This is a genomic window from Enterobacter sp. RHBSTW-00975, assembly GCF_013615235.1.
GTDB classification, from domain to species: domain Bacteria; phylum Pseudomonadota; class Gammaproteobacteria; order Enterobacterales; family Enterobacteriaceae; genus Enterobacter; species Enterobacter ludwigii.
Genome location: NZ_CP055883.1, coordinates 51,547 through 71,489, shown reverse-complemented (window position 1 = coordinate 71,489; position 19,943 = coordinate 51,547). Strand labels below are relative to the sequence as shown.

Below are 19,943 nucleotides of genomic sequence, written 5' to 3'. Positions count from 1 at the left end.
CACCCTCACTGTCGTCTCTTTTTTTGCATTTAACCTTAAAGACTGTAATTATATACAGGCCTACAGTGCAAAAAAGGAGCCTGCCTGTGATCAAAAGCCTGCACATCCAAAACTACCGCTCGATTCGCGACATGTCGCTGGAGCTGGAAGCGCTCAATATCGTCTTCGGCCCCAACGGTACCGGGAAATCGAATATCTACAAGGCGATACACCTGATGCACAGCGCGGCGCAGGGGCAGTTCTCCCAGGCGCTGGCAAATGAAGGCGGTATTCTGAAGGTGTTCTGGGCAGGTAAGACCCGTAGCGACCAGCTCCGGCGGATGAGCCTCGCGGTGGAAACGGACACTTACGAGTACGAGCTGCAGGTGGGCTTTGTCGAGCAACTGCCCTATCCCTCCCAGTTTCAGCTCGATCCGGTCATTAAAGAAGAGTCCATCTGGCTTACCGGTCAGCGCCGTCGCCCTTCATCACAGCTGATGAAGCGCAGGAATCAGGCGGTATTTCTCAACAACGTGCACCACGAAAAAGTGACTCACAGCGGCACGCTGTATGAAAACGAATCGGTGTTCGGGCAGCTCGGTGAACCGCATCTCTACCCGGAAGTGTCGCAGATGCGCGAGTCCCTGCGTAACTGGCGCTTTTATCATGAATTTTCCGTCTCGTCCGGCTCGGCGATGCGTGCCCCGCAGGTCGGTTTCCGCTCCCCGGTACTGGCCAGCGACGGCGCCAACCTGGCGGCCGCATTTCAGACCATTGTCGAGATTGGCGATGAAATGTTGCTGATGCGCATTCTTGATCAGGCCTTCCCCGGCTGCGAATTTTACAGCGACAACACCGGCGGCCGCTTTCGCATGATGATGCAGCGCGAGGGGCTGAGCAGGCCGCTGGAACCGGCGGAGTTTTCCGACGGGACGCTGCGCTTCCTGTGCCTGGCGGTAGCGCTGTTAAGCCCACGCCCACCGGCCTTTATCGCGTTGAACGAACCGGAAAACAGCCTGCACCCGCAGATGCTGCCCGCGCTGGCGAGCTTAATCGCCGAGGCCAGCCGCTACTCACAAATTTGGCTCACCAGCCACTCGCCGGAACTGGCGAAGTTGATTGAGAAGCAGCGGTCGTTTTCATTGTATGAGCTGTCGATGGCGGAGGGAGAGACGAGGGTGGAGAGGCTGGGGTAAGCCCGGTGCGAAAGCATGCGCTGCCACCGCCTGCGTGATACCTTCCGTTAAGATAAAATTTAAAGGCCTTTATTTGCCCCTTAACTCTTGAGTTAGCCGTAATAAATTAATGACGAAGCCGAAAAGTCTTACGCCACTCTGCCGGACTCACGCCAAAACGCGTCTTAAATTGCTGGCGCCAGGTCACCGCAGAGTTAAACCCTACCAGCTCTGCCACGCTTTCAATGGGCATATTCCCGGCTTCTAACAATATCTGGCTGCGCCGCAGGCGCTCGGTGGTCAGCCAGTCGGCCACGCTCATCCCGGTGGCTTTTACAAAATGGCGGGTAAGCGTGCGGCGGCTCATCGATACCACCTCTGCCAGCGAGTCCAGATTATGCGGTTCGGCAATGTGCTGCTGGAGATAGTCAATCAGATAATTGATTCGTCCGTCACGGGTATCTTTCGGTACCGGCTGGGCAATAAACTGTGCCTGCCCCCCCTCGCGGTGTGGCGGTACGATCATACGGCGGGCAATCTGGTTGGCGACCACGCTGCCAAAGCGCTGGCGGATGATGTACAGGCAGCAGTCAAGCGCGGCAGCGGTACCCGCAGAGGTGATGATATTGCCGTCATCGACGTAGAGCGCATTGATATCCAGCTTTACGTCCGGGAAAAGCGTCTGAAACTGATGTTCAAATTCCCAGTGCGTGGCCGCGCGTTTACCGTCGAGAATGCCCGCATAACCCAGCACAAACGACCCCAGACAAAGCCCGACGATCTCCGCCCCGTTGTCTCTGGCCTGGACCAGGCTGTCGAGAAGCGTCTGGGGCGGGCGTTGCTGGACATGCTGCCAGTAAGGCACCACGACGATATCTGCCTGGCCGATGGCGGAGAAATCGTGAGTCGCGTTAAGCGCAAACCCGTCTGTGGATGTCAGTAATCCCGGTTTTTCGGCGCAGATCAACACACTAAAGCGCTTTTCGCCGGATACCGTATCACCAAACAAAATGCAGGGAACAGAGTAGTGGAACGGGCTGAACCCGTCTACCGCAACAATCGCGACGTTGATTAGCGCCATGTATCTCTCCTTTCCCCTGGTGATGCTCAGAATATAACGGTTTCACCATCCTCGGGAATGCTCACCGCATCCCCAATCAGGTTCGCGTCAACGTACTCACGCAGCGCATGGCGGGTCAACAGACAGTGGTTGATGGCCTCCATATGGGTCGCCACAATTTTCGCCTGCGGCAGCAGGAAGTGGACGTTGAGCACATCTTCCTGGCCCATGATAATCGGCCCAAATCCGATGACGTGAGCATAGCCCGCGTTAAGCACCACCACATCCGGCTGATGTTTTTGCAGATCGGCTGCCACTTCATCACGCCAGATGGTATCCCCGACAATGTAGAGCGTCTTCTCATCAGGATGACGTAAAACCACGCCACAGGCTTCACCCAGCCGTTCCGCCAGCTCCGGCACGGCGTAAGCACGATCGGTACCGTGCTGGCCGCCGCGGGTTTTCGCGATCCGGATATCGCCAAACGCCGTCTCCTCGGTCATCACCGTCAGGTGGGTAAATCCCTGGCTGCGCAGCAGCGCGGCGTCGCTGTCGTTCTGCACAAAGACAGGTTTATCTTTGCCGATCAGTTCGACAGCGGCGCGATCCCAGTGATCGTCATGGGTATGGGTGACGATCACCGCATCCGCCTCCAGCAACGTGTTGACGTCAACGGGTAGCTCGACCATCGGGTTGCGGATCTCCGCATGCGCCGTGCCGGGGAAGCCCGGATAAGCGCCCTTCGGGGCCAGCATTGGGTCGATTAAAAAGCGTTTCCCGGCGTAGGTAATCAGCTGAGTGGCATTACGAATCTGGGTGATGTTCATGGATATTCTCCTCATAGTGTGAAGAGGAGAATAGCCCGATGTCGCGCGTAACGATGTGGGCCACAGGGCGATGATCGATGAAATCGGGTCAACGTTATCGCATTCGCAGCGCATCCACCACCAGCGAAAAGGCCGGCGACGGCTGCTTTCGGCTCGGGTAGTAGAGATAATACCCCGGGAAGGGCAGACACCATGGTTCCAGCACGCGGATTAACCGGCCTTCAGCAATATGATCGCCAAACTCGTCTTCGGGTAGGAAAGCAATCCCGAATCCCGCCAGGGCAGCTTCGACAATATGCCAGGAAGTATTAAAGGTCAGTTGGCCATTCACGCGCACGTTCAGATCTCCACCGTCCTGATCAAAATCCCAGACGTAAATCCCGCCGGATTTAATCATCCTCTGGTTAATACACTGGTGCTGCGTCAGCTCATGCGGCGTTTGCGGAACAGGATGACGGGCGAAGTAGTCCGGCGAGGCGACCGCGGCCATACGCAACTGCGGGCCTATCGGCAACGCGATCATGTCTTTATCGATGGTATCTCCCATACGAACGCCCGCATCGAAGCGGTCGGCAACGATATCGCGAAAACCGTGATTGGCGTCGAACTCGATGTGAATGTCGGGGTATTGCCGCAAAAGTGGCGTCAACTTAGGCAGCAGAGTGCGCGATAACACATCGGGTCCACAGGTGATCCTCACCGTGCCGGCGGGCTTGTCGCGAAGCTCCGTCAACATGTCCAGCTCCGCTTCGATTTCATCGAAACGGTTGCCAATGGCGTTAAGCAAGCGTTCGCCGGCTGCGGTGGGAGAAACGCTGCGGGTGGTGCGGGTCAGCAGGCGGATCTGCATCCGGTTCTCCAGCCCGGTTATGGCCTGGCTTAACGCGGGCTGGGTCACGCCCAACTGTGCCGCGGCACGGGTAAAACTGCCCTCACGCGCCACGGTGACAAAAGCAAAAAGATCGTTCAGGTTACGCTTCATCACACCCTCATTTATAAGCCAAACTTATAAGCTCATTAAGCATTGATTAGCTAGTCAGAATACACCCGCCGTGTAAAATTTTCACTGTGACCTGACGTCAACCACATTCCAACCTTTCATCTGCATGCGTTATTCCCGTGAATAGCGCCCGGCCCCGGCTTGTCCGAATCTGGCCGAACGAATAACAAGGTAAACACGATGTCCGCTATGGTGAACGAAACATCAGCGCGCCAGTCCCGTGCCTGCTGGAGCGGCGTGCTGGCAATGACCCTCTGCGCTTTTACGCTGGTCGCCTCAGAATTTATGCCTGTAAGTCTGCTGACGCCCGTTTCGCGGGATCTCGCCGTCAGTGAAGGCCTGGCGGGCCTCGGGATCGCGATATCCGGCGCGCTGGCCGTATTGACCAGCCTGTTTCTCTCTTCTCTTGCGGGAGGCATTAACCGCAAATCGCTGCTGCTGGGCCTGACGGCATTGATGGCCGTCTCCGGTCTGATTATCGCCGTGGCTGAGAGCTATCCCCTTTATATGCTGGGACGCGCACTGCTTGGCGTGGCCATTGGCGGCTTCTGGTCGCTCTCCGCGGCGACCGCAATTCGCCTTGTGCCACCGCATCAGGTTCAACGTGCGCTGGCCATTTTTAACGGTGGCAACGCCCTGGCGACCGTCGTTGCGGCTCCGCTCGGCAGCTGGCTGGGGGCGACAATCGGCTGGCGCGGTGCCTTTTACTGCCTGGTGCCCGTGAGCCTGCTCGCGTTTATCTGGCAGTGGTTCAGCCTGCCTTCCATGTCCGTGGAAAAGCGCACCGCGTCGTCCACCAGCGCCTTCGGCCTGCTGAAAAACCCTCTGGTGGCAAAAGGAATGGTCGCGTGCGGCGTCTTTTTCATGGGGCAGTTCGCGCTGTTTACCTACGTGCGTCCGTTCCTTGAAACCGTGACTTTCGCCAGCGCGACGCAGTTATCGTTAATCCTGCTGGTGATTGGCGTGGCGGGTTTTATCGGCACCCTGCTGATCGGCACGTTTCTGAGCCGCGGATTTTACACCACGCTGGTCGCCATTCCCGTGGTGATGGCGCTGATTGCCGCAGCACTGATGGCCTTCGGCCATCACCTTGCCGCCGTCACCGCCCTGCTCGGCCTCTGGGGACTGGTCGCGACGGCCGCCCCCGTCGGCTGGTGGACCTGGGTTGCCAGAACGCTTCCTGAAAATGCCGAAGCGGGTGGCGGACTGATGGTGGCAATGGTGCAGCTCTCCATTGCGCTCGGCTCCACGCTCGGTGGCCTGGCCTTTGACCACAGCGGCTGGCAAAGCACCTTTGCACTCAGCGGTGTACTGCTTATCGCCGCTGCCATGTTCACGTTTTACACCTCACACAACGACACACTTCACAGGAGTTAATCATGAGAAGATTCACCATGGCGCTCGGGCTGTTAGTCAGCGCCTTCGCCGCCAGCGCTGCCGATATGTCCCGGGGCGCAGATAATTTCTACAAAAGCGATAAGGTTACGCAGCAGAAGGTGACCTTTAAAAACCAGTATCAGATGAACGTCGTCGGCAATCTGTATCGGCCAAAAGAGGCGGATAAAAACGCCAGACTGCCGGCGATCGTGGTCGGCCATCCGATGGGCGCGGTGAAAGAGCAAAGCGCCAGTCTCTATGCGCAAAAGCTCGCGGAACAGGGCTTTGTCACCCTGGCGATTGATCTCTCATTCTGGGGGGAAAGCGAAGGTAAACCGGGGCATCTGATCTCACCAGAAATCTATTCCGATGATTTCAGCGCGGCCGTGGATTATCTGAGCACTCAGTCCTTTGTCGATCCGCAGCGCATCGGGGTGCTGGGCATTTGCGGCAGCGGCAGCTTCGTTATTAGCGCGGCGAAAATTGACCCGCGCATGAAAGCGATCGCCACCGTCAGCATGTATGACATGGGCTCCGCCTTCCGCAACGGTCTCAACCATTCCGTGACGGTTGAACAGCGTAAAGCGATGATTGCCTCTGCCGCTGAGCAGCGTCTGAAAGAGTATCAGGGTGCAGAGACAGCCTACATTCCCGGGACGGTAAATAAGCTGGATGATTCTACGCCGGCTATCCAGCGTGAGTTCTTCGATTTCTATCGCACCGAACGCGGCGGGTACACGCCACAGGGCGAGAAAGAGGCGCTGACGACGAAACCGATGATGAGCAGCATCGGTAAGTTTATGAACTTCTATCCGTTCAACGATATCGAAACCATTTCACCGCGTCCGATGCTGTTTATCACGGGTGATAAAGCGCATTCGAAAGAGTTTAGCGAAGACGCCTATAAACGCGCCGGTGAACCGAAAGAGCTGTATATCGTGCCGAATGCAGGCCACGTTGACCTGTATGACCGCACGGATCTGATCCCGTTTGCAAAACTGGCCTCGTTCTTTAAAGCCAACCTGAAATAACCCGGTAAGGCGTATAACACCCTGTTATACGCCTTTGTCCTGACTACCAGCCCGGCACCGCGCCACCGTTAAAGAGGGTCTCTGCGGCCTTCGCCACTTCCGGCGACTGATACGACTGAATAAATTCCTTCACGTTTTCCGCGTCTTTGTTGTCTTCCCGCGTCACCACGATGTTCACATACGGCGAGTTTTTATCTTCAATAAACACGCTGTCATGCACCGGCGACAGCCCGGTTTGCTGGAGATAGGTGGTGCTGATAATGGCAACATCCACTTTCGGATCATCCAGCACGCGCGGCAGTTGCGCCCCTTCCAGCTCCATGATGTTCAAATGCTTCGGATTGGCGGTGATATCCAGCGCCGTCGGCAGCAGGCCAACGTCCGGCTTCAGGGTAATCAGCTTCTCTTTTTGCAACAGCAGCAATGCGCGACCAAGGTTGGTCGGATCGTTTGGAATGGCGATGGTCGCGCCGTCCTTCAGCTCAGACACGGATTTTATCTTGCGGGAGTAGCCGGCCATCGGGAAAACAAAGGTATTCGCTACAGCAACCAGCTTGTAGTGATGCGCCTTGTTATCTTCTGCCAGGAACGGGCGATGCTGGAAGACATTGGCATCAAGATCGCCCTGACTGGTGGCATCATTGGGCAACAGCGAGCCGCTGAACCCCACCAGTTCCACATCCAGACCGTATTTCTCTTTCGCCACTTTTTTAGCGACTTCCGCCACGTCCTGCTCAGCGCCGTTAATCACGCCGACTTTGATGTGTTTGGCATCGCTGCCGCCTTGATCGCAACCTGCCAGCAGCAGGCCCGCGAGAACCAGAGCACCCAATCGAAGTTTCACGAGACATATCCTTTTGATAAACGTTTCAGTGACTATATCGACAACGGTACGGCTGGCTAAAAAACGAAAAAGCATCAATAAGACGGATAAGTTATATGTGCGGGGGCGTTATTGATCCGACCTGAGCATGCCCGCACGGCGTAACGGCGTTTCACGTAAAAACCACGACAGTACAAACGCCAGCACCATAATGCTTGCCGCCAGCAGGAACACCGCGTGAATGGCTGAGCCAAACGCATCAAGGTAATCGAGCCGCAGGGCCTCTGGCAGCCGGTGAATGGCCGCTGGATTGAGCTCATGCGGTAACTCCGCCCCTTGCGGTAAACGGTCCATCAGACCCGATTGCAAAACGTGGGTGAAGACCGCGCCAAACAGCGCGACGCCGATGGCCCCGCCAATGGAACGAAACAGCGTGACCCCGGAAGTCGCTACCCCGTATTGATCGGCAGAGACGCTGTTCTGCACGGCCAGCACCAGTACCTGCATGACCAGCCCCAGACCCATCCCCAGCACGCCGGTAAAAATGTACAGCTGCCAGGTCGGCGAGTGGATCGAGATACGCGTCAGCAGCACCATGCCCACCACGCCAAGCAGCGTACCGGCGATCGGAAACAGACGGTATTTTCCGGTACGGCTGATAATCCGCCCGCTGATGATCGAGGTCAGCAGCAGTCCGCCCATCAGCGGGATCAGCTGCAGACCGGCCTGAGTCGGCGTGGCGTCTTTCACAACCTGCAGATAGAGCGGCAGGAAGGTGACCGAGCCAAAGAGCGACATCCCGATAATAAAACCAATCAGGCTGCAGAGCAGAAAGCTGCGATCGCGGAACAGCGAGAGCGGAATGATTGGCTCCCAGGCCAGACGCTCCTCATAGATAAACCCGGCGATACCCGTCAGGCCAAAGGCCAGAATGCACCACAGCTGCGGGTCGTTCCACTGGCGTATCGTCCCGCCTTCAGTGGTAAACAGGATGATACACAGCAGCGCCATACTGAGGTAAATCGCCCCCAGATAATCAATTTCGTGCTTGTTGCGCCGTGCGCTGCCGTGGAACACCGCGCCTATCACCATCAGGGCAAAGAGACCGAGCGGCAGATTGATATAAAAAATCCAGCGCCAGGAGGCATGCTGCACGATAAACCCGCCGATAAGCGGCCCGATCACCGTCGCCAGACCAAACACGCCGCCAAACAGCCCCTGATAGCGGCCACGCTCCGCAGGCGGAATAACGTCCGCCACGGCGGCCATACTGATGACCATCAGACCGCCGCCGCCCAGCCCCTGCAGGCCGCGCATCAGCACCAGTTGGGTCATGTTTTGCGCCAGACCGCAGAGCACCGACCCCGCCAGAAACAGCACAATAGCGATTTGAAGGACGATTTTACGCCCAAACAGATCGCCGAATTTTCCGTACAGCGGCACCACAATGGTCGAGCTGAGGATATAGGCCGTCACCACCCAGGAGAGCTTATCCAGGCCACCCAGTTCCCCAACGATGGTGGGCAACGCCGTGGAAACAATCGTCTGGTCCAGCGCCGAAAGCAGCATCACCAGCAGCAACGCGCTGAACAACAGCTTTATCGACGGCACGTTTTGCGCAGGTTGAGTCATTACGTCGGACTCCATAAGAGATCGCTTGAAATTAATTAACTGGATAATTAATATTTAAGTAAGTGATGAATAAGATCAAGAGATCCTGCGACTATGCCAGCACATAGGGACAATTCTGAACCGCGCCGCCCCGGTCGACCACGCGGCGGAAAGCGGGCAACCGCCAGCCGCGAACAGCTGCTGGATATTGCGTTGAGCCTCTTTTCTCGCCAGGGGATCGCTCAAACCTCGCTGAACGCCATCGCCAAAGAAGCGGGCGTAACGCCAGCGATGCTGCATTACTACTTCAATTCACGAGAACAATTGCTCGACGCGATGATTGAGGAGCGCTTCCTGCCCTTACGTAACCGGATCGGCGCAATTTTCGCCGAAAACCCCGACTCGCCGGTCAACGCATTAACGCAAATGGTGAAGGTACTGGCCGAGCTGGCGGAGCAGCACCGCTGGTTTGCCCCGCTGTGGATGCAGGAGGTCATCGGGGAGATGCCTGTACTGCGCACGCATCTGCACGCGCGGTTCGGTGACGACAAATACCAGGCAACACTCGCCACCCTTAAACGCTGGCAGCAGGAAGGACAACTGAACCGGGCACTCGCGCCAGAACTGCTGTTCACCACGCTGCTAAGCCTGGTGCTGGTGCCGTTCTCAAGAATGCGCAACGACGAGAGGCTACACGCCCTCTCGCCAGAGATCATTGTGCGTCACGCGCTGGCCGTGATGGGTAACGGCATCGGCGGTTAAAGGGATTTGGTCAGATAATGCCTTTGCATACCCGGGTACGGGTAATCCGGCAACGACATCTGCAGTTGATAGCCCTGCTTTTCATAGAATGGGCGTGCCTGGAAGCTGACCGTATCCACCAGCGCATGGGTGCAGCCTTTGCGTCGGGCTTCGTCTTCTGCCGTTTTGATAAGCTGGCTGCCGACGCCCGATCCCCGCACGGTGTCGCTGACCCACAGAAAATCGATGTTTAGCCAGTCGCCTTTGCGCACGCCAATTAACCCACCCAGCATCGCGCCCTTTTCGTCTCGCACATAAACGCCAATGTCGCCGCTAAAGTTTGAGAGATCTAAAAATTGTCCGTTGTAGGCGCGAAGCCCTGTTAATAATTCTTCTTTTTCATCGTGTGTGACGTTATCCGTCGTGCTCAGATGCATATTTTTCTCCTTATTTTCTGTGCAATCTTAATATTGCACAGCCTTTCCTTCATCAAAACTCCTTTTTTTCTCCATTCTTTAAACATTGAAATATTCATTCAATAAGTACTTAAAAAAAGTCTTTCCAATACGCACCTGAAACGTATAATGAGAACGATCATTCTCACTTTTATAGGGTAACCGACGATGAGCACAAAACTGGAAGAACGCCAAAAGCAGCGTCAGGACGACATCATCGCTGCCGCGCGTCAGTGCTTTCGCGCCAGCGGTTTTCATGCGGCCAGCATGTCGCAGATCGCCAGTGAGGCAAAGCTCAGCGTCGGGCAAATCTACCGTTATTTCAGTAACAAAGATGCGATTATTGAAGAGATGATTCGCCGTATCATCGACTCACGCATCGAAGAGATTCAGGGTAAAACGCTGGTCGAGGGGATGCCTCAGGCGCTCGCCTGGCGACAGACCCTGAATGAAGATGACGATGCGCTGATGCTTGAGATGTCGGCTGAAGCCACGCGCAATCCCCAGGTGGCGGCCATGCTGGTCGAAGCGGAAAAGCGGATGTTTGCTAATGCCTGCGCACACCTGAAAAAACAGTTTCCCCACCTGAGTGATGATCATATTCGCTGCTGCGTGGAGATTACCGCGGTAATGATTGAGGGGTCTATTTACCGTCGACTCACCCCCTTAAACGTACCCTCTGAACAATTAGAGCCTCTTTATCAAAATATTTTAAATATGCTTTTCTCTGCGAAGTAATCGCATGTGAATAATTAGCGGGAAGACGTTATTCCCTTATTAACATTTCCGGCTCTGCCGGAGATGCGGTATCGCTGTGCCTTTAAATAGCCCCCTTCCTTGTTAAGCCATTAACAGGGCAGGCATCGTTCACCCTGGAAAAAATTATGAAAACCATAACAACCTCCATCGCAGCATTATTCCTCCTGACGGGGTGCGATAATGCACAAACAACTGCTCCTCAACATCCCCTCCCGCAAGTGGGGATTGTTACGCTCCTGAGCCAACCCGTTTCCGTGGTCAGTGAACTGACCGGACGCACCACGGCCGCCATGAGCGCGGAAGTGCGTCCTCAGGTGGGCGGCATTATTCAGAAACGGCTCTTTACCGAAGGCGATACCGTACAAGCCGGACAGGCGCTGTATCAAATTGACCCTTCCAGCTACCGCGCCGCCTACGATGAGGCCGCCGCAGCCCTGAAACAGGCGCAGGCGCTGGTGCAGGCCGATTGCCAAAAAGCTCAACGCTATACACAACTGGTGAAAGACGACGGCGTATCGCGTCAGGATGCCGAAGATGCAAAGTCCACCTGCGCGCAGGACAAGGCCAGCGTGGAGTCGAAAAAAGCAGCCCAGGAAAGCGCGCGCATTAACCTCAACTGGACCACGGTGACCGCCCCGATTGCCGGACGTATTGGCATCTCTTCGGTCACCCCCGGCGCACTGGTCACTGCCCAGCAAGAGACCGCACTCGCCACCATTCGCGGCCTGGACAATATGTACGTCGATTTAACCCGCTCCAGCGCCGATCTTCTGCGATTACGCAAACAAACGCTTGCCAGCAACAGCGAGACATTGAGCGTGTCGTTGATCCTTGAAGATGGCAGCACCTATCAGGAAAAAGGCCGTCTGGCCCTGACTGAAGTGGCAGTGGACGAATCCACCGGATCGGTCACATTGCGCGCCGTCTTCCCCAACCCGCAGCATCAGCTTCTGCCCGGGATGTTTGTTCGCGCCAGAGTGGATGAAGGGGTAATGAGCGAGGCCATCCTCGCCCCGCAGCAGGGAATTACCCGAGATGCCAAAGGCAACGCCACCGCGCTGGTGGTGGGGGCCGGCAATAAGGTGGAACAACGTCAGCTGGAAACGGGTGACACCTACGGCGACAAATGGCTGGTGCTGAGTGGGCTGAAGGCTGGCGATAAGCTGATTGTGGAAGGCACCGATAAAGTGACCGCCGGTCAGCAAGTTAACGCCGAAGAGATGAAAACCGCGGGAGGAAACGCCTGATGTTTTCCCGCTTCTTCGTGCGTCGCCCGGTTTTTGCCTGGGTGATTGCCATTCTGATTATGCTCGCCGGGGTACTGGCAATCCGTACCCTGCCCGTCGCGCAGTATCCCGACGTCGCCCCGCCGTCGATAAAAATCTCTGCCACCTACACTGGCGCGTCGGCACAGACTCTGGAAAACAGCGTCACCCAGGTCATTGAGCAACAGCTGACCGGGCTGGATAACCTGCTCTATTTTACCTCCACCAGCAGTTCGGACGGCTCGGTAAGCATCACCGTCACATTCGAACAGGGAACCGACCCGGATACCGCGCAGGTTCAGGTGCAGAACAAAGTTCAGCAGGCCGAGTCGCGCTTGCCGACCGAGGTACAGCAGGCCGGCATTACGGTGCAAAAATCGCAGAGTAACTTCCTGCTGATCATGGGCGTGTACGATAAAACCGACCACGCCAGCAGTTCGGATATCGCCGACTGGCTGGTGAGTAATATGCAGGATCCGCTGGCACGCGTAGAGGGCGTCGGCAGCCTGCAGGTGTTTGGTGCGGAATACGCCATGCGCATCTGGCTTGACCCGGCAAAGCTGGCGTCGTACTCGCTGATGCCATCCGACGTTCAGAGCGCCATTGAAGCGCAGAACGTGCAGGTTTCCGCCGGTAAAATCGGCGCTTTACCCGCGTCCGGTACCCAGCAGTTGACCGCCACCGTGCGTGCCCAGTCGCGCCTGCAGACGGTCGATCAGTTTAAAAATATCATCGTTAAGAGCCAGTCCAGCGGCGCAGTGGTGCGTATCGGCGACGTGGCGCGCGTGGAGATGGGCAGCGAGGATTACACGGCTACCGCCAGGCTGAATGGCCACCCGGCAGCCGGTATGGCGGTAATGCTCTCGCCGGGCGCGAATGCGCTCAATACCGCCACCGCGGTGAAAGATAAAATTGCCGAATTCAAACGGGCTATGCCGGAAGGCTATGACGTGGCCTATCCGAAAGACAGCACCGAGTTCATTAAGATCTCGGTGGAAGATGTGATTCAGACGCTGTTTGAGGCGATTATCCTCGTGGTGGTGGTGATGTATCTGTTTCTGCAGAACATTCGCGCCACGCTCATCCCCGCGCTGGCGGTGCCGGTAGTTCTGTTGGGCACCTTTGGCGTGCTGGCGCTGTTCGGTTATTCCATTAATACCCTGACGCTGTTTGCGATGGTGCTGGCGATAGGTCTGCTGGTCGATGACGCCATCGTGGTAGTGGAAAACGTCGAGCGCATTATGCGCGATGAAGGTCTGCCCGCCCGCGAAGCCACCGAAAAATCGATGGGCGAAATTTCCGGTGCGCTGGTCGCCATTGCGCTGGTGCTTTCCGCCGTGTTTCTGCCGATGGCCTTCTTCGGCGGCTCAACCGGCGTCATCTACCGCCAGTTTTCGGTCACCATTATCTCAGCTATGATCCTCTCGGTGGTGGTGGCGCTGACCCTGACACCCGCGCTCTGCGGCTCGGTACTGCGCCATACGCCTCCTCACAAAAAAGGGTTCTTCGGCGCCTTTAACCGCTTCTACAGTAAGACCGAGCATGGCTACCAGAATAAAGTCCTCCGCGCGCTGCGCCGCTCCGCGGGCATGCTGGTGGTCTACGCCCTGCTCTGTGGCGCGATGGCCGTGGCAATGCTGAAGCTGCCCGGCAGCTTCCTGCCCACGGAGGACCAGGGTGAAATCATGGTGCAGTACACCCTGCCCGCCGGTGCGACAGCAGTACGTACCGCGGAGATCAGTCGTCAGGTTCGCGAGTGGTTCCTCACTAAAGAAAAAGCCAACACCGATGTGATTTTTACGGTCGAGGGCTTTAGCTTTAGCGGCAGCGGCCAGAATGCCGGGATGGCGTTTGTCTCCCTGAAAAACTGGTCCGAGCGTAAAGGCGATGAGAACACCGCTCAGGCGATTGCCCTGCGCGCCACTCAGGAACTCGGCTCCCTTCGCGATGCCACCGTCTTTGCCATGACGCCCCCGGCCGTAGACGGCCTCGGCCAGAGCAACGGTTTTACCTTCGAGCTCATGGCCAGCGGTAGCACCGATCGCGACACGTTGCTGAAGATGCGTAATCAGCTGATCGGCCAGGCGAATCAGGACACCTCCCTGCATGCCGTTCGCGCCAATGATTTGCCGCAGATGCCGCAGCTGCAGGTGGATATCGACAACAACAAAGCCGTATCGCTGGGGCTTTCCCTGAGCGACGTCACCGATACCCTCTCCAGCGCCTGGGGCGGAACCTACGTGAATGACTTTATCGATCGGGGCCGCGTGAAAAAGGTCTACATCCAGGGAGACAGCGATTACCGCGCCGTGCCTTCCGATCTCAACAAATGGTACGTACGCGGCAGCGACAGCACCATGACACCGTTCTCCGCTTTCGCCACCACGCGCTGGGAATATGGCCCGGAGAGTCTGGTGCGCTACAACGGCTCGGCGGCCTATGAAATTCAGGGCGAGAACGCCAGTGGTGCCAGCTCCGGTACGGCGATGACCCGGATGGAACAGCTGGCGAACAACCTGCCGGCCGGCACAACCTGGGCGTGGAGCGGGTTGTCGTTACAGGAGAAACTGGCGAGTGGTCAGGCGATGAGCTTGTATGCCCTCTCCATCCTGGTGGTATTCCTGTGCCTGGCCGCGCTGTATGAGAGCTGGTCGGTGCCGATTTCAGTCATTCTGGTGATCCCGCTTGGGGTGCTGGGTGCGGCGCTGGCCGCCTCGCTGCGTGGGCTGAGCAACGACGTCTATTTCCAGGTAGCGCTGCTGACCACCATCGGCCTGTCGTCGAAAAACGCCATTTTGATCGTTGAGTTTGCGGAGGCGAAAGTCGCGGAAGGTTACTCCCTGACGCGTGCCGCGCTGCGTGCGGCTCAGACGCGACTGCGTCCGATCATCATGACGTCGCTGGCGTTTATCGCCGGGGTAACACCGCTGGCCGTCGCCACCGGTGCAGGCGCCAACAGCCGCGTGGCGATTGGGACCGGCATCATCGGCGGGACGCTCGCGGCAACGCTGCTGGCCATCTTCTTTGTTCCATTATTCTTCGTACTGGTGAAACGTCTCTTCTCCGGTAAGCACGCAAACCGGAGGTCATAATGTTTCGTGTATCTGTTTTAGTGTTAGCGCTGCTGAGCGCAGGCTGTGTTTCGTTAGACCCTACCTACCAGCGTCCTGACGCGCCCGTCCCGGCCACGTTGCCGGGCACCCACGGCGAAGCCACCGCCGTGGTCAGCCAGTGGCAGCAGGTGATGAACGATCACCGCCTGAACAGGGTGGTAACAATGGCACTCACCGGCAACCGCGATGTGCAAAAAGCGATTGCTGATATCGACGCCGCCCGCGCCCAGTATGGTGAGACGCGCTCGTCTCTGTTCCCGTCGGTGGATGCCAGCCTGAGCCATACCCGCAGCCGCACGCTGGCCAGCGGCGTGAGCACCAGCGATGAGGCTAACGGCACCGTCTCCAGCTTCGAGCTGGATCTGTTTGGTCGTAACCAGAGCCTCTCGCGCGCCGCGCGTGAAACCTGGCTTGCCAGCGAGTTCACGGCGCAGAACACGCGCCTGACAATGGTCAGCGAGCTGACTACCGCCTGGATTACTCTGGCGGCAGATAACAGCAATCTGGCGCTGGCTAAATCCACTCAGGAGAGCGCAGCGAACTCGCTCAAGATTGTGCAGCGTCAGCAGGACGTCGGGGTCGCCGCCGCAACGGATGTCAGCGAAGCAATGGCGGTTTATCAGCAGGCCCGCGCCAGCGTCGCCAGCTATCAGACGCTGGTGATGCAGGACAAAAACGCCCTGAATTTGCTGGCGGGCGAGACGGTACCGGAAAACCTGCTACCCGGTACGCTGGAGAGCCTGAGCGATAACGCCATCACCCTGATCCCGGCGGGCGTTAGCTCCGCCACGCTGCTGCGTCGCCCGGATATTCAGGAGGCTGAACATAACCTGTTGAGCGCCAATGCCAACATCGGTGCTGCGCGCGCCAACTTCTTCCCGACGATGTCGCTTACCGCCAGCGCCGGGGTCGGCAGCGATTCGCTCTCGTCATTGTTCAGCCACGGCATGAAGGTCTGGTCGTTCGCGCCGTCCATCTCCCTGCCGCTGTTCAGCGGCGGCAATAACATGGCGCAACTGCGCTATGCCGAAGCGGAGAAAAAAGGGCTGATTGCCACCTATGAGAAAACCATCCAGAGCGCGTTCAAAGATGTAGCCGATGCGCTGGCGCGCCGCGAAACACTGAGTGAAGAGCTTGATGCGCAACGTGAATACGTGGCGGCAGAGCAAAAAACGCTGGATGTGGCAACGCGCAGCTATCAGGTGGGGGCGGGTGATTACCTGACCGTTCTCACCGCGCAGCGCGCCCTGTGGTCGGCACGGGCATCATTGATTGCCCTGCAGCAGACCGACTTTGAAAACCGTATTACGCTGTGGCAGTCGCTGGGGGGAGGGATTCAATAACCGCCGGTCCAGGTGCAGGTGCTGGTGCAGGTGCAGGTGCAGGTGCAGGTGCAGGATTCTCATACGCAGGAAGACAAAAATTCATACTTTCGGCTGGCGTCGCTACACTGAATGTAACGATATATTTCATGGGAAGCCTGTGACGTCTAAAGGGGATTTTGATGAAAGCTGCACACCTGGTTTGCCTGCTCGTTTGTCTGCTCTTCGCCGCGTTTGTCCATGCCCAGGAAAAAGACGATCCCGTGAAAGAGGCCCAGATAAAGCAGCAGATCCTTAAAGATGTGAAGAAGGCCTGCACGCCCCAGAAAAAGCAGAGCGATAAAGCCTGGCAGGCGATGATTTTGTCGTCTGAGGCCAATCAACTGTTGATCAAAAACGCCATCACGGCCGTGAAGCGCGACAATCTGGATGCTTACTGGGACGCGGTCAGTCAGGTAGATTGTATGGAAGATTATTAAGCGTGAAGCCGGGCTTCACGCTTTTTTTTAGCGCTTTCGTACATCCGGAATAATCAAATCCCCGCGCAGAACATAGGACCCCAGCATCTGCGTTTTCTCCGTCAGCCAGCCCACAATACGTGCCGCCATAGCATCCATCGAGTATTCAATGGCCGGGATCACCGGGATACCCGGCAGATGCAGCGATCCGGCAAGGCTAAAGACCATAATGTCGTCCGGCACGGATTTATTAAACGCCTGCAGCTGCGGGATCACCCGCTGAGCTTCCTGTTCGTCCGCCACCAGCAGCGCGTTAAAATTCAGCGTGCTCGCATTGTTAAGCAACTCCTGCAGCGCAACGGATGAGGAGGTGGCATCCATAAAGACGAGGTTGCGATTAAAGGGCAGGAAATTTTTCTCCAGCGCGTGTTTATAGCCCAGCAACACCTGGTCGGCGAAACCGCTGCCTTGCGGATGGATCAGGGCTATCTGGCGTCGCCCCTGGCTGGTCAGATAGTTACAGGCGGTTTCGGCGGCAAAGGCGTGATCGAACTGGATGCTGTTGGAATTATCGGACTCCATGCAGTCAACGAGGATGACATTGTCCATCTCGACGTCCAGCGGGAAACGCGCGCCAATCACCAGGATGTCATCACATAACCCACAGGAAAGTTCTTCCAGGGCGTGCATCACTTCCGCTTTGGTATGCGCGAAGCGCAACAGCAGATGTTTTTGATGCTGGCTGAGGTGCTTTTCCAGCGCGTAAAGATAACCGGTGGTCTGGTTAATATTCTCCTGCGCGCAAATCACCCCAATACACCCCGTCGACTGGCTCAGCAGCGACTGCGCAATTACATTGGGCCGGTAGTTCAGTTCATCAACCGCTTTTAAAACGGCCTGGCGGCTGGCTTCCTTTACGCCACGCGACCCACTCAACACTCGCGATACCGTGGCTTTAGACACCCCGGCAAGACGTGATACATCATTGATTGTCGACATCTCTTTCCCCTGGCAGGCTTACTTCGCACCTGCAAATTCCATCACCGCTACGGCTCATATTATAGCCAGAATGGAGTATATCCTTTTCCGTTTTTCATGGAAACCGATTTTCCATTTCAACTCAAAATGATGTCAAAACACGCAAATTATGTGACTTGCATCTGGTTAATTAGCGTCATAAGTAGTGGATCTTGATGGTTGACACACTTCTGTCTTTTATAAATGGAAACCGGTTTCCGTATAATGTCCAATCATCCTCGCAATAACTTTTTACATTTAGAGGATGGTTGTCGATGTTCAAGATTATGCTGTGTTGCTCTGCCGGGATGTCCACCAGCCTGCTGGTCAGCAAAATGGTCGATGTCGCGAAAGAGCGCGGGTTGCCGGTAAAAATAGACGCGTATGGCGTTTCCGAATTTGATACGCAGTTTCCGCAGTACCAGGTTGTCCTTCTCGGACCCCAGGTGAAGTACATGTTACAGACACTCTCAGACAAGGCGGCTACAAAGGGCATCCCGGTCCAACCCATCGACATGATGGATTACGGTATGCAACGTGGCGATAAAGTACTGGACTATGCTCTGTCGCTCATCGAAGCGGCACACTAAAAGGTGTTCACATGAGTTCGTTATATCAATCAATGGTCGCGGTTATTGAGCAGTCAATTACCCCGCTGGCCGCGAAGCTCGGCCAGCAAAAGTATGTGATTGCCATCCGCGACGGCTTTACCGCCGCGCTGCCGTTTATGATCATCGGCTCGTTTATGCTGGTGTTCATCTTCCCGCCCTTCTCCGCGGATACGACGAACAGCTTTGCCCGCGGCTGGCTGGATTTCTCCCAGACTTACCGTGAACAGCTGATGCTGCCGTTCAACCTCAGCATGGGCGTGATGACGTTCTTCATTTCGGTGGGGATTGGTGCAAGCCTGGGGCGTCAGTTTAACCTCGATCCGGTGATGTCCGGTCTGCTGGCCTTTATGGCCTTCCTGCTGGTGGCAGCTCCGTATGCCGACGGCAAGATCTCGACCCAGTACCTCTCCGGCCAGGGGATTTTCACCGCGCTGATCACCGCCATCTACTCTACCCGCGTGTATGCGTGGCTGAAGCAGAACAACGTGACCATCCGTCTGCCGAAAGAAGTGCCGACCGGTGTGGCGCGTTCGTTTGAGATCCTGATCCCGGTCATGGTGGTGATCGGTACCCTGCACCCGCTGAACCTGTTTATCGAAGCACAAACCGGGATGATTATCCCGCAGGCGATTATGCACCTGCTGGAACCGCTGGTCTCTGCGTCTGACTCCCTGCCTGCCATTCTGCTCTCCGTGCTGCTGTGCCAGATCTTCTGGTTTGCCGGTATCCACGGCTCGCTGATTGTCACCGGCATCATGAACCCGTTCTGGATGGCCAACCTGTCCGCAAACCAGGCGGCACTGGCGGCTGGCGCAGCGCTGCCACACGTTTACCTGCAGGGTTTCTGGGACCACTACCTGCTGATTGGCGGCGTCGGCTCCACGCTTCCGCTGGCCTTCCTGCTGCTGCGCAGCCGCGTCACGCACCTGCGCACCATCGGCAAAATGGGCGTTGTGCCCAGCTTCTTTAACATCAACGAACCGATTCTGTTCGGCGCGCCAATCATCATGAACCCGATGCTGTTTATCCCGTTCGTGTTTGTTCCGCTGGTGAACGCCTGCCTGGCGTACGGCGCCACCAAAATGGGCTGGCTGGCACAGGTGGTGTCGTTAACCCCGTGGACGACCCCGGCCCCTATTGGCGCATCGTGGGCGGCAAACTGGGCGTTGAGCCCGGTGGTGATGTGTCTGGTGTGTATGGTGATGTCAGCGCTGATGTACCTGCCGTTCCTGCGTGCTTACGAGCGTACGTTGATGAAAAACGAAGAGCAGAAAGCCCAGGCAACCGTCGGTGCCGCTGAAACAGCAAGTCATTAAGTC

The 19,943-nt window shown here is 56.8% G+C and carries 18 protein-coding genes; 11 read left to right on the top strand and 7 right to left on the bottom strand.

Going from position 1 to position 19,943, the window contains the following annotated elements; all coding sequences use genetic code 11:
• Positions 1-86 precede the first annotated feature (86 nt).
• Positions 87-1,175: an AAA family ATPase gene (locus HV340_RS00345; protein WP_059305837.1), complete on the top strand. Its 1,089-nt coding sequence runs from the start codon at positions 87-89 to the stop codon at positions 1,173-1,175.
• A gap of 106 nt (positions 1,176-1,281) precedes the next feature.
• Here the strand turns inward: HV340_RS00345 and HV340_RS00340 are convergent, their stop codons facing one another.
• The 3 genes from HV340_RS00340 to HV340_RS00330 all read right to left on the bottom strand — a co-directional run bounded on the left by HV340_RS00340 (position 1,282) and on the right by HV340_RS00330 (position 4,023).
• Positions 1,282-2,235, bottom strand: a complete 954-nt coding sequence (locus HV340_RS00340) for a helix-turn-helix domain-containing protein (protein WP_059305836.1) — start codon at positions 2,233-2,235, stop codon at positions 1,282-1,284.
• Positions 2,236-2,261: 26 nt separating this feature from the next.
• The gene (locus tag HV340_RS00335) at positions 2,262-3,041 is read right to left on the bottom strand and encodes an MBL fold metallo-hydrolase (RefSeq protein ID WP_032679308.1); all 780 of its coding nucleotides are present in this window, start codon (positions 3,039-3,041) and stop codon (positions 2,262-2,264) included.
• Positions 3,042-3,135: 94 nt separating this feature from the next.
• Positions 3,136-4,023: a LysR family transcriptional regulator gene (locus tag HV340_RS00330; RefSeq protein ID WP_020882709.1), complete on the bottom strand. Its 888-nt coding sequence runs from the start codon at positions 4,021-4,023 to the stop codon at positions 3,136-3,138.
• Positions 4,024-4,221: 198 nt separating this feature from the next.
• Between HV340_RS00330 and HV340_RS00325 the strand changes: the two genes are divergently transcribed.
• Both HV340_RS00325 and HV340_RS00320 read left to right on the top strand, forming a co-directional pair.
• Entirely contained in the window at positions 4,222-5,418 is a 1,197-nt protein-coding gene (locus tag HV340_RS00325) for an MFS transporter (protein WP_059305835.1), read from the top strand.
• A 2-nt stretch (positions 5,419-5,420) separates the two neighbouring features.
• Positions 5,421-6,449 (top strand): alpha/beta hydrolase, encoded by a 1,029-nt coding sequence (locus tag HV340_RS00320; RefSeq protein WP_032679306.1) that lies wholly within the window; start codon positions 5,421-5,423, stop codon positions 6,447-6,449.
• A gap of 43 nt (positions 6,450-6,492) precedes the next feature.
• Here HV340_RS00320 and nlpA read toward each other — a convergent pair whose 3' ends face one another.
• Together nlpA and HV340_RS00310 are read right to left on the bottom strand one after the other, a co-directional pair.
• The gene (nlpA, locus tag HV340_RS00315) at positions 6,493-7,293 is read right to left on the bottom strand and encodes a lipoprotein NlpA (protein WP_020882712.1); all 801 of its coding nucleotides are present in this window, start codon (positions 7,291-7,293) and stop codon (positions 6,493-6,495) included.
• Between the two features lie 108 nt (positions 7,294-7,401).
• A complete protein-coding gene (locus tag HV340_RS00310; RefSeq protein ID WP_059305834.1) occupies positions 7,402-8,919 on the bottom strand; it encodes an MDR family MFS transporter in 1,518 nt (505 codons plus the stop codon).
• 78 nt (positions 8,920-8,997) lie between these two features.
• Between HV340_RS00310 and HV340_RS00305 the strand changes: the two genes are divergently transcribed.
• The gene (locus HV340_RS00305) at positions 8,998-9,645 is read left to right on the top strand and encodes a TetR/AcrR family transcriptional regulator (RefSeq protein ID WP_059305833.1); all 648 of its coding nucleotides are present in this window, start codon (positions 8,998-9,000) and stop codon (positions 9,643-9,645) included.
• Here the strand turns inward: HV340_RS00305 and HV340_RS00300 are convergent.
• Positions 9,642-10,061 carry a GNAT family N-acetyltransferase gene (locus HV340_RS00300; protein ID WP_059305832.1) on the bottom strand — a complete coding sequence of 140 codons (420 nt, stop codon included), beginning with the start codon at positions 10,059-10,061 and terminating at the stop codon, positions 9,642-9,644. The two genes, HV340_RS00305 and HV340_RS00300, sit on opposite strands and share 4 nt — an antisense overlap.
• A gap of 186 nt (positions 10,062-10,247) precedes the next feature.
• Between HV340_RS00300 and HV340_RS00295 the strand changes: the two genes are divergently transcribed.
• The 5 genes from HV340_RS00295 (at position 10,248) to HV340_RS00275 (ending at position 17,017) form a co-directional block, all read left to right on the top strand.
• Positions 10,248-10,817 carry a TetR/AcrR family transcriptional regulator gene (locus tag HV340_RS00295; RefSeq protein WP_014168015.1) on the top strand — a complete coding sequence of 190 codons (570 nt, stop codon included), beginning with the start codon at positions 10,248-10,250 and terminating at the stop codon, positions 10,815-10,817.
• A gap of 146 nt (positions 10,818-10,963) precedes the next feature.
• Positions 10,964-12,085 (top strand): efflux RND transporter periplasmic adaptor subunit, encoded by a 1,122-nt coding sequence (locus HV340_RS00290; protein WP_059305831.1) that lies wholly within the window; start codon positions 10,964-10,966, stop codon positions 12,083-12,085.
• On the top strand, positions 12,085-15,195 hold the full coding sequence (locus HV340_RS00285) for an efflux RND transporter permease subunit (RefSeq protein WP_047954863.1): 3,111 nt from the start codon (positions 12,085-12,087) through the stop codon (positions 15,193-15,195). The genes HV340_RS00290 and HV340_RS00285 overlap by 1 nt, the downstream gene beginning before the upstream one ends.
• The gene (locus HV340_RS00280) at positions 15,195-16,559 is read left to right on the top strand and encodes a TolC family protein (RefSeq protein WP_059305830.1); all 1,365 of its coding nucleotides are present in this window, start codon (positions 15,195-15,197) and stop codon (positions 16,557-16,559) included. The genes HV340_RS00285 and HV340_RS00280 overlap by 1 nt, the downstream gene beginning before the upstream one ends.
• A 161-nt stretch (positions 16,560-16,720) precedes the next feature.
• Positions 16,721-17,017, top strand: coding sequence for a YicS family protein (locus tag HV340_RS00275; RefSeq protein WP_020882719.1), 297 nt, complete (start codon positions 16,721-16,723; stop codon positions 17,015-17,017).
• A 27-nt stretch (positions 17,018-17,044) separates the two neighbouring features.
• On the opposite strand, the gene HV340_RS00270 is transcribed toward HV340_RS00275, so the two are convergent.
• Positions 17,045-17,995, bottom strand: coding sequence for a LacI family DNA-binding transcriptional regulator (locus tag HV340_RS00270; protein ID WP_014168010.1), 951 nt, complete (start codon positions 17,993-17,995; stop codon positions 17,045-17,047).
• Positions 17,996-18,288: 293 nt separating this feature from the next.
• Here HV340_RS00270 and HV340_RS00265 point away from each other — a divergent pair, with 293 nt between their 5' ends.
• The gene (locus HV340_RS00265) at positions 18,289-18,603 is read left to right on the top strand and encodes a PTS sugar transporter subunit IIB (protein WP_014830072.1); all 315 of its coding nucleotides are present in this window, start codon (positions 18,289-18,291) and stop codon (positions 18,601-18,603) included.
• 11 nt (positions 18,604-18,614) lie between these two features.
• The gene (locus tag HV340_RS00260; RefSeq protein WP_014168008.1) at positions 18,615-19,940 is read left to right on the top strand and encodes a PTS cellobiose transporter subunit IIC; all 1,326 of its coding nucleotides are present in this window, start codon (positions 18,615-18,617) and stop codon (positions 19,938-19,940) included.
• The last annotated feature ends 3 nt before the right edge of the window (positions 19,941-19,943 follow it).